This is a genomic window from Tibeticola sediminis (assembly GCF_003843835.1).
Taxonomy (GTDB): Bacteria; Pseudomonadota; Gammaproteobacteria; order Burkholderiales; family Burkholderiaceae_C; genus Tibeticola; species Tibeticola sediminis.
In genome coordinates this window covers 739,247-753,755 of the sequence record NZ_RKQL01000001.1, presented here as the reverse complement: position 1 = coordinate 753,755, position 14,509 = coordinate 739,247, and the positions used below count along the sequence as shown (strand labels likewise).

The following is a 14,509-nucleotide window of genomic DNA, read 5'->3' as shown; positions in this document are numbered from 1 at the left end:
CAGCATGACGACAGCAGACATCGTTTTGAAAGTCACCGGCGTCTCCAAGCGCTTCGGCGGCCTGCAGGCGCTCTCCGACGTGGGCATCACCATTCGTCGGGGGCAGGTCTACGGACTCATCGGCCCCAACGGAGCCGGCAAGACCACGTTCTTCAACGTGATCACCGGGCTGTACACGCCCGACAGCGGGACATTTGAGCTGGCGGGCAAGCCCTATCAGCCGACCGCGGTGCATGAAGTGGCCCGCGCCGGCATTGCGCGCACGTTTCAGAATATTCGGCTCTTCGCCGAAATGACGGCGCTGGAGAACGTGATGGTCGGGCGCCACATCCGCACCCAGTCGGGGCTGCTCGGTGCGATCTTCCACACCCCGGGTTTTCTGGCCGAGGAGGCCGCCATTGCTCAGCGCGCACGTGAGCTGCTCGACTATGTGGGCATCGGCAAATACGCCGATTTCAAGGCGCGCACGCTGTCTTATGGCGATCAACGCCGCCTGGAAATCGCGCGTGCGCTGGCCACGGACCCCCAGCTCATCGCGCTCGATGAACCCGCTGCGGGGATGAACGCCACCGAGAAGGTCATGCTGCGCGAGCTCATCGACCGCATCCGCAAGGACAACCGCACGATTCTGCTGATCGAGCACGACGTCAAACTGGTCATGGGTTTGTGCGACCGCGTGACCGTGCTGGACTATGGCAAGCAGATCGCAGAGGGCACGCCGGCGGAGGTGCAGAGCAACCCCGCGGTGATCGAGGCCTACCTCGGCACGGGAGGACACTGACATGACAACGACACTGCTGAAGGTCAAAGGCGTCAAGGTTGCCTACGGCGGCATTCAGGCCGTCAAGGGCGTGGACTTCGAGGTGCATGAGGGCGAACTCGTCTCCCTCATCGGCTCCAACGGCGCGGGCAAGACCACGACCATGAAGGCGATCGCGGGTACGCTGCCGATCAACGCGGGCGACATCGAATACCTCGGCAAGAGCATCCGCGGACAGGGTCCGTGGGATCTGGTCAAGCAGGGCCTGGCCATGGTCCCGGAAGGGCGGGGGATCTTCACCCGCATGACCATCGTCGAGAACCTGTTGATGGGGGCCTACATCCGCTCGGACAAGGCCGGCATCGCGTCCGACATGGAGCGCGTGTTCACGATCTTCCCGCGGCTGCGCGAGCGCAAGGATCAGCTCGCGGGGACGATGTCGGGCGGCGAGCAGCAGATGCTGGCGATGGGGCGCGCGCTGATGAGCCGCCCCAAGGTGCTCTTGCTCGACGAGCCGTCGATGGGCCTGTCGCCGATCATGGTCGACAAGATTTTCGAGGTGGTCAAGGAAGTGCATGGGCAGGGCGTCACGATCCTGCTGGTCGAACAAAACGCCAGCCGCGCGCTGTCGATTGCCGACCGGGGCTATGTGATGGATTCGGGCCAGATCACGATGAGCGGCCCCGCGCGGGCCATGCTGGACGACCCCAAGGTGCGGGCCGCGTACCTCGGCGAGTGAGCCACCGTGGGTGCCGGTGCCCATGCTTCGGGCCGACCGGAGCATTGGAAGATTCCCGAGTCGGTGTTGGTGGTCATCCACACGCGGGATCTCGACGTGCTGTTGCTCGAGCGGGTCTCGGGCCTCGAGCCTGGCGTTCCGTATTGGCAATCGGTCACGGGTGCCAAAGACCGGCCGGACGAGCCCTTCGACGCGGCCGCGCGTCGCGAGGTGTTCGAGGAAACCGGGATCGACTGCCGCGTGGGATCCCCGCTCGAGTCGCGGCTGCGCGATTGGGGCATCGAAAACGTCTACCCGATCTATCCGCAGTGGCGGCATCGCTATGCGCCCGAGGTCGTCTTCAATGTCGAGCGCGTGTTCGGCCTGACCCTCGACGCGCCCGTGGCCGTGCGCCTCTCGCCGACCGAACATCGCCACGCGGTCTGGTTGCCCTGGCGTGCGGCGGCCGACCGTTGCGCTTCGTCGAGCAACGCCGAAGCGATCCTGATGTTGCCGCGGTTTCTCGAAGATGCCGATGATCGCGCGTGCGGCAATTGACGGCCCGCCTGGGCACGCCCAACTGTCGGATTTGGGATCATGAGTCGAGACGCCCAAATCCTGCGGGTGGTGTCCTACAACATCCACAAGGGTGTCCAGGGGCTCGGGCCGGCGCGCCGGCTGGAAATCCACAACCTGGCGCTGGCGATCGAGCAGTTCGATGCCGACATCGTCTGCCTGCAGGAGGTGCGCAAGCATCATCGCCGGCTGTCCGAGCAGTTCACGCAATGGCCGGATCTGCCGCAGGCCGATTTCCTCGCCCCTGAGGGTTACGAAGCCGTCTACCGCACCAATGCGGTGACGCGGCACGGGGAGCACGGCAATGCCGTCCTCTCGCGCTGGCCGGTGCTCGAGTGTCGGCATGAGGACATGTCCGACCATCGTTTCGAGCAGCGGGGCCTGCTGCACACGCGGGTGCAGGTCGCGCGGCGCGATGTGCATGTGATCGTGGTGCATTTCGGGCTCATACCGGCGAGTCGCCTGCGCCAGGTCGCGCAGCTCGGGCGCTACATCGAGCGCGAAATCCCGGCCGCCGCGCCTCTGGTCGTCGCCGGTGACTTCAACGATTGGGGCACACGGATCGAGCGCGAAATGCACGCGATGGGGCTGTGCTCGGCGGACACGCAGCGCTGTCCCACCTATCCCGCGCGGCTGCCGGTCGTGCAGCTCGATCATGTCTACGCGCGTGGCCTCGAGCCCTTGCATATCCACGTGCCCCGGGGCCGTATCTGGGCGCGCATGTCCGACCACCTGCCGCTGATTGCGGAGTTTCGTTTCGTGAGCTGACGCAGCGATGGCGACGACGATTCGTCCGCCCTCGGCCGACACTTCGGCCCGTCTGTTCGAAGGCGGTCGGTCCCTCTTCCCGGCGATGGCCGCGGCGATCGAGCAGGCGACGGAATCGGTTTGGCTCGAAACCTACATTTTCGAGCCCCAGGGCGAGGCAGCCCAGCTGGTGCAGGCCCTCGAGCGCGCGGCCTTGCGCGGCGTCGCGGTTCGGGTCTTGGTCGATGGCGTGGGCACGCGCACGCTGGACGCGCATTGGCGGGGCCGGCTGGATTCGGCCGGTGTGCGCTGGGTGGTTTACGCACCTTTGGGGGCGCTCGGTCTGGCCTTGCCCAGCCGCTGGCGGCGCATGCACCGCAAGCTCTGCGTGGTGGACGGTCAGCTGCTGTTCTGCGGCGGCATCAACGTGCTCGACGATCGGCATGACCCAGCACGGGGGCTGCTCGCGCGGCCCCGGCTGGATTTCGCGGTGGCGGTCGCCGGCCCCGTGGCGCAACAGGCCCAGCAGGTCATGGCGCAGCAATGGTGGCGCACCGAGTCAGCGCGGGCGGCCCGGTCGGCGCAGTTGCAGCCTGCGATGGCGGCGCTCGAGGCCGCCTTGGCGCCGGCGCCCGCAGCCTCCGCCGAGCCGAAGGCTTTTCGGCGTTGGGCCGCGCTGTTGGGCTTGCGGCCGGTGGCGCGGGCGTCGCTGGTCCTGCGCGACAACCTGCGCCAGCGCCAGTCGATCGAGCGTGCTTACCGCCGCGCGCTCGCGACGGCACGCACCGAGGTGGTCGTGGCCAGCGCGTACTTCTTGCCCAGCCGCCGCGTGTTGCAAGCGCTGTTCTCGGCGGCTCGCCGCGGCGTGCGGGTGCGGCTGTTGCTGCAGGGGCGGTATGAATATTTTTTCGAGCACCATGGGGCGCGTTCGCTTTACGCGCGACTGCTCGCGGCAGGCATCGAGATCTGGGAGTACCAGGAAAGTTTTTTGCATGCCAAGGTGGCAGTGGTCGACCCCGAGGGTCCGCGGCCTTGGGCCACGGTGGGCTCGTCCAATCTCGAGCCCCTGAGCCTGCTGCTGGCGCATGAGGCCAACCTCATCATCGAGGATGGGGGCTTCGCGCGTGCGTTGCACGAGCGCCTGGGCGACGCCATTCGCAGGGGTGCTCGTGCGATCGACGGAAGCGATCTTGTCGCGCGCCGTTGGCACCAGCGTCTGCTCGACGCGGTTGCGCTGATGCTGGTGCGGCTGGGCATCGCATTGATCGGCCGCAGTTACTGAGGGCAACGCTGAACACGTCCCTCGTGCGCCGCGCAGCCCGGCTGCGGGCGGTCTGTTTCGTTGCAAATCCTCGCCATAGCTTCGGCTATGGCTGCGGTTTGCGCCTCGCATCCCATCCCGTAGCCGGGCGCGCGCCATCACGGGAACTGATTCAGCGTTGCCCTGAGGCAAGGCTCAACCCGCCGTCGGGCAGGGTTGAGCCGGCAGCCGTGCGACGGCAGCTGCCGCGGCTGTTACGATCTTCCTCTGTTTTTCCGAATGCCTGCACGATGACCCCGACCGACACCGACGAAGGAACCCCCGTCTCGACCAAGATTCGGGAGCGGCTGCGTGCCGCGCGCAAGCGTTTTCACGCCAACGACAACATCGCCGAGTTCATCGAGCCCGGTGAGCTCGAAAAGCTGCTCGATGAGGTGACCGAAAAGATGCGCGGTGTGCTCGACAGCCTGGTCATCGACACCGAGCACGATCACAACACCGCCGACACCGCGCGCCGCGTGGCCAAGATGTATGTGAGCGAGGTGTTCAAGGGGCGGTATGTGCCAGCGCCCACGGTCACCGAGTTTCCGAATGCCGAGCATCTCAATGAACTCATGATCGTCGGCCCGATCACCGTGCGCAGCGCCTGCAGCCACCACTTCTGCCCGGTGATCGGCAAGGTCTGGATCGGTGTGCTGCCCAATGAGCGCACCAACGTCATCGGCCTCTCGAAGTACGCGCGCCTGGCGGAGTGGATCATGGGCCGGCCGCAGATTCAGGAAGAGGCCATCATTCAGCTCGCCGACCTGATTCAGGACAAAACCTCGCCCGACGGCCTCGCGATCGTCATGGAGGCTACGCACTACTGCATGGCCTGGCGCGGCGTCAAGGACATGGACAGCAAGATGATCAACTCGGTCATGCGCGGCGTGTTCCTCAAAGACCCCAATCTGCGCCGAGAGTTCCTCTCGCTCATTCCCCGCTGAACCCGACCGAAAGACAGCTGCCATGCTCGTACGCCTGCTCTACGCCAGCCGCGCGGTGGACCCCAACCCCGCCGTCATCGAAGAAATCCTCGCGCAATCGCGCCAGTTCAACCCCACCTCGGGCATCACCGGCATCCTCTGCTACGGGGGCGGCATTTTTCTGCAGGCACTCGAAGGCGGGCGCACCGCCGTCAACGAGCTCTATGGCCACATCCTGCGCGACCCGCGCCACAAGGATGTGGTGCTGCTGCACTACGAGGAAATCACCGAGCGGCGCTTCGGCGGCTGGACCATGGGCCAGGTCAACGTCAGCCGCGTCAACACCAGCCTGCTGCTCAAATACGCCGAGCGCGCCGAACTCGACCCCTATGCCGTCTCGGGTCGCGTCTCGCTGGCCTTGCTCGAGGAGCTGATGGCAACCGCCTCCATCGTCGGTCGGGTTTGATTCGCTGCAAAGCGCTTCCCGGGCCTCGTCAGGAGCCCACCGGCGGTTTTGGGCTCTGAAATCCACCCGGGCGCGCCCGACTGAATGGAGTCAGATCCTCTGCTCCTGGGCTGCGACTTCAGCAGCAGCCCGAGCCCGGCCAAGCCGATCGTCGTGGCGCTGGGGCGCTGGCGTCCTGCTCGGATCGGCGAGAAAAATCCGTCATCGCCGGCAGAAAATGGCACTTTGTTGCTCCTGAAATTGGAGCGATTTTCAACGCTCGAGGCCTTCGCGCAGTGGCTGACCGAAGAGCGTGAGCCCTGGGTGGGGGCATTCGACTTCCCGTTTGGGTTGCCGCGCGAACTCGTCGAGGCGCTGGGCTGGCCGACGGTTTGGGCCGCCTGCATGGATCACTACGGCGCGCAGCCGCGCGAGGCCTTACGGGAACTTTTTCGCCGTTTTTGCGCGGCGCGGCCGGTGGGGGCCAAGTTTGCGCACCGGGCGACCGATCGCCTCGCTGGATCGAGTTCCAGCATGAAATGGGTGAACCCGCCGGTGGCGTGGATGATGCATGCGGGCGTCCCTCTGCTGCGTCGAGCCGAGGCGCTGATGCCGGGGCTGGCGCCGGGCCGCGCAGACCGCGTGGCCCTGGAGGCCTATCCGGGCATGCTGGCCCGCGCGGTGCTGGGGCGGCGAAGCTACAAAGGCGACTCGGCTGCCGCTCGCACTCCCGAGCGGCTGGCGGCGCGGCAGGTCTTGGTCGCTGCGCTGGAGCAAGGCCTCACCCAATGGGAGATACGTCTGCGGATGCGGCCCCGCGATCGCGCGGCGCTGCTCGACGATGCGCGCGGCGACCGGCTCGACGCGGTGCTCTGTCTCGCTCAAGCGGCCTGGGCCTGGCTCCAAGAGCAGCGCTTGACGGGCGCGGGGCGTCGTTCGGGAGCCACACCCGGCTGGGGCTTGCCGTCCTTCGATCCGCTCGAGGGTTGGATCGTGGGCGCTTGATCCTTAGGGCAACCCTGAACAAATCCCTCGCGCGCCGCGCATCCCGGCTGCGGGCGGTCTGCGTCGTTGCACATCCTCGCCATTGCTTGGGCTATGGCTGTGGTTTGCGCCTCGCACCCCATCCCGCAGCCGGGCGCGCGCCATCACGGGAACTGATTCAGCGTTGCCGTAGGCGTTACCGAACGATCAGACTGTTTTGCACCGAGCGAACGCCGCGCACGCTGCGGGCGATCTGCTCTGCCCGGGCGCGTTCGGCGGCGGATTTGGCAAAGCCCGACAGAATCACGACGCCCTGGAGGGTTTCAACCTTGATCGCGGCGGCGCTCACCGTGGTGTCGTCGAGCAGTCGCGCCTTGATCGTCGCCGTGATCGTCGCGTCGTCGACATAGGCGCCCAGGGTTTCCTGTTCGCGCACCACGGCGCAACCGGTCATGCCCAGGCACAAGGCCAGAGCGAGCATGGAGGCGGCACTCCATCCGTGCATGGGGCGACGGAGCGACGGACGTGCAGAGCTCAGGGGGGTTAGAGGATTCATAGCCCGCATTGTGTGGTCCCGCAGCGCGCCGAGGGCGTAACCGCGCGCAAGCCCGGTGTCAGGCGGTGCGGCTGCCGCAGACCGGACAGTCTGGCCGGCGGGGCAGGCGAATGTCGGTGAATTGGCTGGAGCGGGCGTCGAACATCAGCAGTCGCCCGGTCAAGGGGGTGCCGAGGTCGGCGACCAACTTGATCGCTTCGGCCGCCATGAGCGTGCCGATGACGCCGACGAGGGGCGCAAACACGCCCATGACCGCGCAGCGCGTTTCCTCGGGCGCGTCTGCCGGCGGAAAGACGCAGGCGTAGCAGGGCATATCGGCGCGGCGCGTGTCGTAGACCGAGACCTGTCCGTCGAGCCGAATCGCCGCGCCCGACACCAGCGGCCGGCCGTGCCGCACGCAAGCCGCGTTGACCCGGTGGCGCGTGACAAAGTTGTCGCTGCAATCGAGCACGACGTCGGCCTGGGGCAGCAGCGCGTCGAGCAGGGTGTCGTCGGCCCGTTGTACGCGGGCATCGACCACCGGGTCGGGGTTGATGGCCGCGATCGCCTCGGCGGCCGACTTTGCCTTGGCCATGCCGATGCGCTCGCGGTTGTGCGCGATTTGGCGCTGCAGGTTGGTGGCGTCGACCTGGTCGTGATCGATGATCGTCAGCCGCCCGATGCCGGCGCTGCCAAGGTAGAGCGCCGCCGGCGAGCCCAGACCCCCGGCACCGACGATGACCGCATGGGCGTCGAGCAGCCGCTGCTGCCCTTCGACCCCGATTTCATCGAGCAGGATGTGGCGCGAGTAACGCAGCAGTTGTTCGTCGTTCATCATGCGACAGCCCCCGCCGAGGCTTGCAGGCCGCGCTCCGGTCGCGCCGGGCAGGGGCTGCGGGCTTCATTTGGCGGGCTGGGCTTCTTCGGTTCGCTCGGTCTGGGTTTTGCTCGTGACGACGGGCAAGCCTTTGAGCTTGTGGAGCGCCTGCTGAAGCTGGAAGTCCTGTGGCGAGCCGAACTCGGGGATCTTGCGTTCGGCAGCGGGCTTCTTGGCTTCTTCTTCGAGCTTCTTGCGCGCCGCCTCCCGCGCGGCCTCGCGTTCACGCTCCACGGCGGGGTCCGGGTTCTCCGTGCCGTTGGTGGTGCTCAGGTGCTTCTCGAGGTCGGCCTCACGCAGACGCAACGCAGCAAACAGATTGCCCTCGGGGGTTTCGTCGACCATCACATCGGGGACGATGCCCTTGGCCTGGATCGTGCGGCCGCTGGGCGTGTAATAACGCGCCGTCGTGAGTTTGATGGCCGTGTCGGGCCCGAGCGGGCGAACCGTCTGGACCGAGCCTTTGCCGAAGGTTTGGCTGCCCATGATGACCGCGCGCTTGTGGTCCTGCAGGGCGCCCGCGACGATTTCACTCGCCGAGGCCGAGCCTTCGTTGACCAGCACGATCAGCGGCACGGTCCGCAGCGCCGCACGGGTGTTTGCCGACAGCACGCGCAGCGGATCGGGGCCGCGCCGGGCATAGAACTCGGGCGAGGCCTTGAACACCGCGCGGCTTTCGGGCAACTGGCCGTTGGTCGACACCACGACGGCGTTTTCAGGAAGGAAGGCGGCCGAGATGGCAATCGCCGCATCGAGCAAGCCGCCGGGGTCGTTGCGCAGGTCGAGCACCAGGCCCTTGAGGCGCGGATCCTGTCGGTAGAGTTCTTCGAGCTTGCGGGCAAAGTCCTCGGCGGTTTGATCTTGGAACTGGGAAACCCGCACCCACCCGTAGCCGGGTTCCACCACGCGCGCCTTCACCGACTGGGCTTTGATTTCTTCGCGGGTGATGGTGACGGTAAAGCTTCGGTTTTCGTCCTTGCGGAAGACGGTCAGCGTCACCTGGGTGTTGGGCTGGCCACGCATGCGCTTGACGGCGTCGCTGAGGCTCAGGCCTTTGACCGCCGTGCCGTCGATGCGCGTGATCAGGTCGCCGGTCTTCAAGCCGGCGCGATCCGCGGGCGAGCCCTCGATCGGCGAGACAACCTTCACCAAGCCGTCCTCCTGGGTGATCTCGATCCCCACCCCGACGAAGCGGCCCGTGGTTCCTTCGCGGAATTCCTTGTAGCTTTTCTTGTCGAAATACTGCGAGTGCGGGTCCAGGCTCGAGACCATGCCGGAGATGGCATCGGTGATGAGCTTTTTCTCGTCGACCGGCTCGACGTACTCGGTCTTGATGATGCCGAACACCGCAGCGAGTTGCTGCAGTTCTTCGAGCGGCAAAGGCTCGAGGCTGCCACGGGCGATCGTCTGGATCGATACGGTGGCGAGCGCGCCAGCGAGGACGCCCGCCGACACCCAACCCATCACCTTGAATTTGTAGCCCATGTTTCTCGCTTTCTGACCCCTGCGGTCGCCCGTCGATGTTGCCCGCCGTTCAGCAGGACTTGCCTTGGCTTGCGACGGCGGCTGCGGCCCGCTCGGCGGCTTCCGCGTCGCCGAGATAGTAATGCCGAAGCGGTCGCAGCTCCGCGTCGAGCTCATAAACCAAGGGGATGCCGTTGGGAATATTGAGCCCGACGATGTCGCTGTCGGAGATGTTGTCGAGATGCGTGACCAGCGCGCGGATCGAATTGCCGTGCGCCACGACGAGCACCCGCTGGCCGGCCTTCATCGCGCGGGCGATCGACTCCTCCCAGAACGGCAGCACCCGCGCCACCGTGTCCTTGAGGCATTCGGTCAGCGGCACCTCTTCGGGCTTGAGCTTGGCGTAGCGGGGGTCACCACGCTCGCAGCGCGCGTCCGCCGGGTCGAGCGCGGGTGGCGGGGTGTCGTAGCTGCGGCGCCAGATCAGTACCTGCTCTTCGCCGTACTGGCGCACCATATCGGCTTTGTTGAGCCCCTGCAGCGCTCCATAGTGGCGCTCGTTGAGGCGCCAGGATTTGACGACGGGCAGCCACGCGCGGTCCATTTCGTCGAGCGCGTACCACAGCGTGTGGATGGCGCGCTTGAGCACGCTCGTGTAGCACAGGTCGAAGTCGAAGCCTTCGGCTTTGAGCAGTTTGCCCGCAGCCATGGCCTGCGAAACGCCCGTGGGCGTGAGGTCGACGTCGGTCCAGCCGGTGAAACGGTTCTCGAGGTTCCAGGTGGACTCCCCGTGGCGAATGAGGACGAGTTGGTACATGGTTTTATATGAGAGGCAGAGCGCAGACAGCCCGCCATTCTAGAATCGTCCATTGCGCCGGGCGTTCGCCGGTGCCGAAAAGGATGTTTTTCATGAAGTTTGTCGTTGATAACTGGATGTGGATTTTGTTGGCGCTGACCTCGGGCGGGATGCTGCTGTGGCAGGCCCTGGGGTCTGGGGCGGCGGCGGGAGGCGTGACGCCAACCGAGGCCGTGCTGCTCGTCAATCGCGAAAAAGCGGTCTTGATCGATGTCTGTGAGCCGGCCGAGTACGCCGCCGGCCATGTGGCGCAGGCGAAGTCGGTGCCGCTGTCGCGCCTGGAGCAGTCTTTGCCCGCCGTGGTCAAGAACAAGTCGACGCCGGTGATTTTGGTCTGCGCCTCGGGCGTGCGCTCGCGCCGGGCCGTCTCGATCGCGCAAAAGCTCGGGTACGAGCGCGCCGTGTCGCTCGCCGGCGGTCTGCGCGCCTGGCGTGAGGCGGGCTTGCCCGTCGAGCGCACTGCGGCCTGATTTTTCGAGGAGTCCCCCATGCAGCCCGTCAAGATGTACACCACGGCCGTTTGCCCTTACTGCATCCGCGCCAAACAGCTCCTGCAGGCCCGAGGCGTGCAGGCCATCGAGGAAATTCGCATCGACCTCGACCCGGCGGCCCGCGAGACGATGATGCAGATCACCGGCCGGCGCACCGTGCCCCAGATCTTCATCGGCGACACGCATGTCGGCGGCTGCGATGACCTCATGGCGCTCGACGCTCGCGGCGGCTTGGTGCCGCTGCTGCAGGGTTCTTGAGTCTTTCGTTCCTGTTTCCTTTTTCTTATCCCTTCAAATCCATGACCGAACAAGCCGCCCCCGTTTTCCAGATCCAACGCGTCTACCTCAAAGAGGCCTCGCTCGAGCAGCCCAACGCACCGGCGATCCTGCTCGAGCAGCAGCAGCCGAGCGTGGACATTCAACTCGCCGTCGAGGCTGCGGGCGTGGCCGATGGAATTTTTGAAGTGGCCGTCACCGCCACCGTGCACACGAAGATCGAGGAGCGCACCGTGTTCCTCGTCGAGTGCAAGCAAGCCGGCATTTTCGAAATCCGCAACCTGCCGCAGGACCAAATGTCGCCCGTGCTGGGGATCGCCTGCCCGCAGATCGTCTTTCCGTACCTGCGGGGCAACGTGGCGGATCTCATCACGCGTGCGGGCTATCCGCCGGTGCACTTGGCGGAAATCAACTTCCAGGCCATGTACGAGCAACAGCAGCAAGCGGCCGCGGCCGAAGGGGCGGCGTCCGTTCAGTAATGAGGCGTTGGTCGGGGCGTTGCCGGCGTTCAAGGCGATGAAGATTGACGTCCTCGGGGCAGGTGCCTGGGGCACGGCCTTGGCGATTGCCGCAGCGCGCCACCCCGATGGCCATCGGGTGCGCCTGCTCGTGCGCGACCCGGCGCAGGCGATGACGATGCGCTCGGAACGGTGCAATCTGCGCTACCTGCCGCAGACCTCTTTTCCCGACCGCCTCGAAGTGGACCTCCTCGGGGCCGATGCGCGCCCGACGTCCGCCGCCGACGATGCCGATTTGCGCGTCGTGGCAACGCCGATGGCCGGCCTGCGGGGGGTGCTCCGCGCGCTGGCGCCGACGCGCTCGCCCGTGATTTGGCTGTGCAAGGGCTTCGAGCAGCCGCTTGGGCCGCCCGACGCCGTGGCCCACGGACGCTTGGGCCATGAAATCGCCGCTGAAGTCGCGCCTGAGCTGCCGGCCGGCGTGCTCAGCGGTCCGAGCTTCGCGCAGGAGGTCGCGCGTGGCCTGCCCGCTGCGCTGGTGGCCGCCAGCCCCGATCCGCGGGTGCGACAGGCGGCGCTCGCGGCTTTTCATGGTCCGCAATTGCGCATCTACGGCAGCGAGGACATCGTCGGCGTGGAAGTCGGTGGCGCGGTGAAGAACGTGCTGGCGATTGCGACCGGTGTGGCCGACGGCCTTGCGCTCGGGGGCAACGCCCGGGCGGCGCTGATCACCCGTGGCCTGGCCGAGATGACGCGGCTGGGGGTGGCACTGGGCGCGCGGGCGGAGACCTTCCGCGGCCTGTCCGGGCTCGGCGACTTGGTGCTGACGGCGACCGGAGATCTTTCCCGCAACCGACGCGTCGGCCTGTTGCTGGCGCAGGGGCAGACCCTCGAGCAGGCGGTGGCCTCGCTCGGACATGTGGCCGAGGGCGTCTACACCGCCCGCACGGCCGTGCAGCGCGCCCGAGCGTTGGGCGTCGAAATGCCCATCAGCGAAGGCGTAGTCGCCTTGATCGAGGGCCGAGCGACGCCGCAGGCCGTCTTGGCAACGCTGATGTCGCGCGACCCGAAAGAAGAAGCCTGAGAGGCTGAGAGGGAATGGGTCATGCCCGCTTTGACGCCCCAAAACACGCCAGAGGGCGTTGCAAATGCGCGCCGTAGCCCGAGCTACGGCTGTGCTTTGCGCCTACTCGGGCGCGTTTTGGGGCGCCCCTTCGGGCACGCCCAATTCCCTCCCAGCCTCTGAGGGCTTCTCAGGCGTGCTTCAAATTTCGAGGTTGTCGATCAGGCGTGTGCGCCCGAGCCGTGCTGCGCCGAGCACCACCAGTGCGCCGCTGCCGTCCCCGGGGCGCGGTGGCTGCAGATCGATGCGGCGGCGAACCGTGAGGTAGTCGACCTGCCAGCCGCGCGCGGCCAGCGCCTGCATGGCACGCTGTTCGAGCGCTGCGGCCTGCGTGGGCAGGCCCTCGGCCGCGGCGAGGGCGTCGCGGGCCAGTGCGCGCAGCGCCAGCGACAACTGCACCGCTTCGGCGCGCTCGGCTTCGCTCAGGTAGGCGTTGCGTGAACTGAGCGCCAGGCCGTCCTCGGCGCGCTGGGTTTCGCCGACGAGGATCTCCACCGGCAGCATGAACTGCTCGACCAACCGGCGAATGATGAGCTGCTGCTGGTAGTCCTTTTTGCCAAACGCGGCGACGCCGCCGCCGGTGGTTCCGAACACGGCCGCAAAGAGCTTGAGGACGACGGTGGCGACGCCGGTGAAAAAACCCGGCCGAAACTGGCCTTCGAGGATGTCGGCCAGGGCGGGATCGGGCTGGACCTTGAAGGTCTGGGGCTCGGGGTAGAGGTCGCGCTCGCTGGGCGCGAAAACCAGGTCGCAGCCTGCTGCACGCAGCCGCTCGCAGTCGCGCTCGAGCGTGCGGGGATAGCTGTCGAAGTCTTCGTGCGGCAGGAACTGCAGCCGGTTGACGAAGATGCTCGCCACGGTGAGGTCGCCGCGGGGGCGGGCAAGCTCGACCAGGGCGAGATGCCCGTCGTGCAGGTTGCCCATGGTTGGAACGAAAGCGGGTTTGCCGCGGCCGGCGAGGGCGGCGCGCAGGTCGGTGAGCGTGTGAACGATTTGCATCGATGGGGTTGTGGGGGGATTCGGTCGGATTGCGGCGGGCGCCTGGTGCTTACCACGCATGGAGTTCGTCGACCGGGAAACGCCCTTCCTTGACGGCGCGGACATAGCTTTCGATGGCGCCGCGCACGCTGCCGGCATCGGCCATGAAGTTGTGGACGAACTTGGGCGTCTTGCCCAGGTTGATGCCGAGCATGTCGTGCATCACCAACACCTGGCCCGCCGTGCCTTTGCCGGCGCCGATGCCGATCGTGTGGCAATGGGTGAGTTCGGCGGTCAGCTCGGCGGCCAGCCGTGCAGGCACCATTTCGAGCACGAGCATCGTCGCGCCGGCATCCTGAAGTTCATGCGCATGGCGGCGCAGCAGCACGGCAGCTTCTTCGTCGCGGCCCTGCACCCGGTAGCCGCCGAGCGCGTGCACGGTTTGCGGCGTCAGCCCCAGGTGCGCGCAGACGGGGATGCCGCGCTGCACCAGGAACTCGACCACGGGCGCCGTCCAGCCGCCGCCTTCGAGCTTGATCATGTGGGCGCCCGCCTGCATCAAGACCGCGGCACTGCGCAGGGCCTGTTCTTTCGACTCCTGGTAGCTGCCAAACGGAAGGTCCGCGATGATCCAGGCCGTGCCCTGCACGCGCCGCAGCCCGCGCGAGACGCTTTCCGTGTGATACCGCATGGTTTCGAGCGTGACGCCCACGGTGCTCGTGAGGCCCTGGCAGACCATGCCGAGCGAGTCGCCCACGAGCAGGCATTCGACCCCGGCCGCATCGGCCACGGCAGCGAAGGTGGCGTCGTAAGCGGTGAGCATGGTGATTTTCTCGCCGGCCGCGCGCATCTGATGCAGCTGCGGCAGGCTGACCGGGCGCCGCTGCGGCAGGGGCGAGGCGGGGGGCAGCGTTCCGTAGGGCGTCGCGCTGGGGGCAGGTGTGGTTTGGCTCATGGTCTTGGGGTTGTGGTTGCGCCAGTGGGCGCGAGTCTAT

The 14,509-nt window shown here is 66.8% G+C and carries 18 protein-coding genes; 12 read left to right on the top strand and 6 right to left on the bottom strand.

Annotation, left to right across the window (positions count from 1 at the left end; genetic code table 11):
• Positions 1-4: 4 nt before the first annotated feature.
• From EDC62_RS03550 to EDC62_RS03515, 8 genes are all read left to right on the top strand, one after another.
• Positions 5-781 carry an ABC transporter ATP-binding protein gene (locus tag EDC62_RS03550; protein ID WP_124220496.1) on the top strand — a complete coding sequence of 259 codons (777 nt, stop codon included), beginning with the start codon at positions 5-7 and terminating at the stop codon, positions 779-781.
• A gap of 1 nt (position 782) precedes the next feature.
• Positions 783-1,499 (top strand): ABC transporter ATP-binding protein, encoded by a 717-nt coding sequence (locus tag EDC62_RS03545; RefSeq protein WP_124220494.1) that lies wholly within the window; start codon positions 783-785, stop codon positions 1,497-1,499.
• A gap of 6 nt (positions 1,500-1,505) precedes the next feature.
• A complete protein-coding gene (gene nudB / locus EDC62_RS03540; RefSeq protein WP_124220492.1) occupies positions 1,506-2,036 on the top strand; it encodes a dihydroneopterin triphosphate diphosphatase in 531 nt (176 codons plus the stop codon).
• 39 nt (positions 2,037-2,075) lie between these two features.
• Positions 2,076-2,822, top strand: a complete 747-nt coding sequence (locus tag EDC62_RS03535) for an endonuclease/exonuclease/phosphatase family protein (protein ID WP_124220490.1) — start codon at positions 2,076-2,078, stop codon at positions 2,820-2,822.
• A 7-nt stretch (positions 2,823-2,829) separates the two neighbouring features.
• Positions 2,830-4,083 (top strand): cardiolipin synthase ClsB, encoded by a 1,254-nt coding sequence (clsB, locus tag EDC62_RS03530; protein ID WP_124220488.1) that lies wholly within the window; start codon positions 2,830-2,832, stop codon positions 4,081-4,083.
• Positions 4,084-4,352: 269 nt separating this feature from the next.
• Positions 4,353-5,048: a GTP cyclohydrolase I gene (folE, locus tag EDC62_RS03525; protein WP_124220487.1), complete on the top strand. Its 696-nt coding sequence runs from the start codon at positions 4,353-4,355 to the stop codon at positions 5,046-5,048.
• Positions 5,049-5,070: 22 nt separating this feature from the next.
• Positions 5,071-5,493, top strand: coding sequence for a BLUF domain-containing protein (locus EDC62_RS03520; protein WP_124220485.1), 423 nt, complete (start codon positions 5,071-5,073; stop codon positions 5,491-5,493).
• Between the two features lie 84 nt (positions 5,494-5,577).
• The gene (locus tag EDC62_RS03515) at positions 5,578-6,477 is read left to right on the top strand and encodes a DUF429 domain-containing protein (RefSeq protein ID WP_124220483.1); all 900 of its coding nucleotides are present in this window, start codon (positions 5,578-5,580) and stop codon (positions 6,475-6,477) included.
• A 175-nt stretch (positions 6,478-6,652) separates the two neighbouring features.
• Here EDC62_RS03515 and EDC62_RS03510 read toward each other — a convergent pair whose 3' ends face one another.
• From EDC62_RS03510 to gpmA, 4 genes are all read right to left on the bottom strand, one after another.
• Positions 6,653-6,937 (bottom strand): BON domain-containing protein, encoded by a 285-nt coding sequence (locus EDC62_RS03510; RefSeq protein ID WP_245968727.1) that lies wholly within the window; start codon positions 6,935-6,937, stop codon positions 6,653-6,655.
• Positions 6,938-7,070: 133 nt separating this feature from the next.
• On the bottom strand, positions 7,071-7,826 hold the full coding sequence (locus tag EDC62_RS03505) for a HesA/MoeB/ThiF family protein (RefSeq protein WP_124220479.1): 756 nt from the start codon (positions 7,824-7,826) through the stop codon (positions 7,071-7,073).
• 66 nt (positions 7,827-7,892) lie between these two features.
• Positions 7,893-9,353 carry a S41 family peptidase gene (locus EDC62_RS03500; RefSeq protein ID WP_124220477.1) on the bottom strand — a complete coding sequence of 487 codons (1,461 nt, stop codon included), beginning with the start codon at positions 9,351-9,353 and terminating at the stop codon, positions 7,893-7,895.
• A 49-nt stretch (positions 9,354-9,402) separates the two neighbouring features.
• Positions 9,403-10,149, bottom strand: coding sequence for a 2,3-diphosphoglycerate-dependent phosphoglycerate mutase (gene gpmA, locus EDC62_RS03495; RefSeq protein ID WP_124220475.1), 747 nt, complete (start codon positions 10,147-10,149; stop codon positions 9,403-9,405).
• Positions 10,150-10,241: 92 nt separating this feature from the next.
• On the opposite strand from gpmA, the gene EDC62_RS03490 reads away from it, so the two are divergent.
• From EDC62_RS03490 to EDC62_RS03475, 4 genes are read left to right on the top strand one after another with little or no spacing between them, the layout of a single operon-like run.
• Positions 10,242-10,658, top strand: coding sequence for a rhodanese-like domain-containing protein (locus EDC62_RS03490; protein WP_124220473.1), 417 nt, complete (start codon positions 10,242-10,244; stop codon positions 10,656-10,658).
• Between the two features lie 18 nt (positions 10,659-10,676).
• A complete protein-coding gene (grxC, locus tag EDC62_RS03485; protein ID WP_124220471.1) occupies positions 10,677-10,937 on the top strand; it encodes a glutaredoxin 3 in 261 nt (86 codons plus the stop codon).
• Between the two features lie 41 nt (positions 10,938-10,978).
• Positions 10,979-11,434, top strand: coding sequence for a protein-export chaperone SecB (gene secB, locus EDC62_RS03480; RefSeq protein ID WP_124220469.1), 456 nt, complete (start codon positions 10,979-10,981; stop codon positions 11,432-11,434).
• Positions 11,435-11,471: 37 nt separating this feature from the next.
• Positions 11,472-12,497: an NAD(P)H-dependent glycerol-3-phosphate dehydrogenase gene (locus EDC62_RS03475; protein WP_124220467.1), complete on the top strand. Its 1,026-nt coding sequence runs from the start codon at positions 11,472-11,474 to the stop codon at positions 12,495-12,497.
• A gap of 180 nt (positions 12,498-12,677) precedes the next feature.
• On the opposite strand, the gene panC is transcribed toward EDC62_RS03475, so the two are convergent.
• Both panC and panB read right to left on the bottom strand, forming a co-directional pair.
• A complete protein-coding gene (gene panC / locus EDC62_RS03470) occupies positions 12,678-13,535 on the bottom strand; it encodes a pantoate--beta-alanine ligase (protein ID WP_124220465.1) in 858 nt (285 codons plus the stop codon).
• 49 nt (positions 13,536-13,584) lie between these two features.
• Positions 13,585-14,469 carry a 3-methyl-2-oxobutanoate hydroxymethyltransferase gene (gene panB / locus EDC62_RS03465; RefSeq protein ID WP_124220463.1) on the bottom strand — a complete coding sequence of 295 codons (885 nt, stop codon included), beginning with the start codon at positions 14,467-14,469 and terminating at the stop codon, positions 13,585-13,587.
• Between the last annotated feature and the right edge of the window lie 40 nt (positions 14,470-14,509).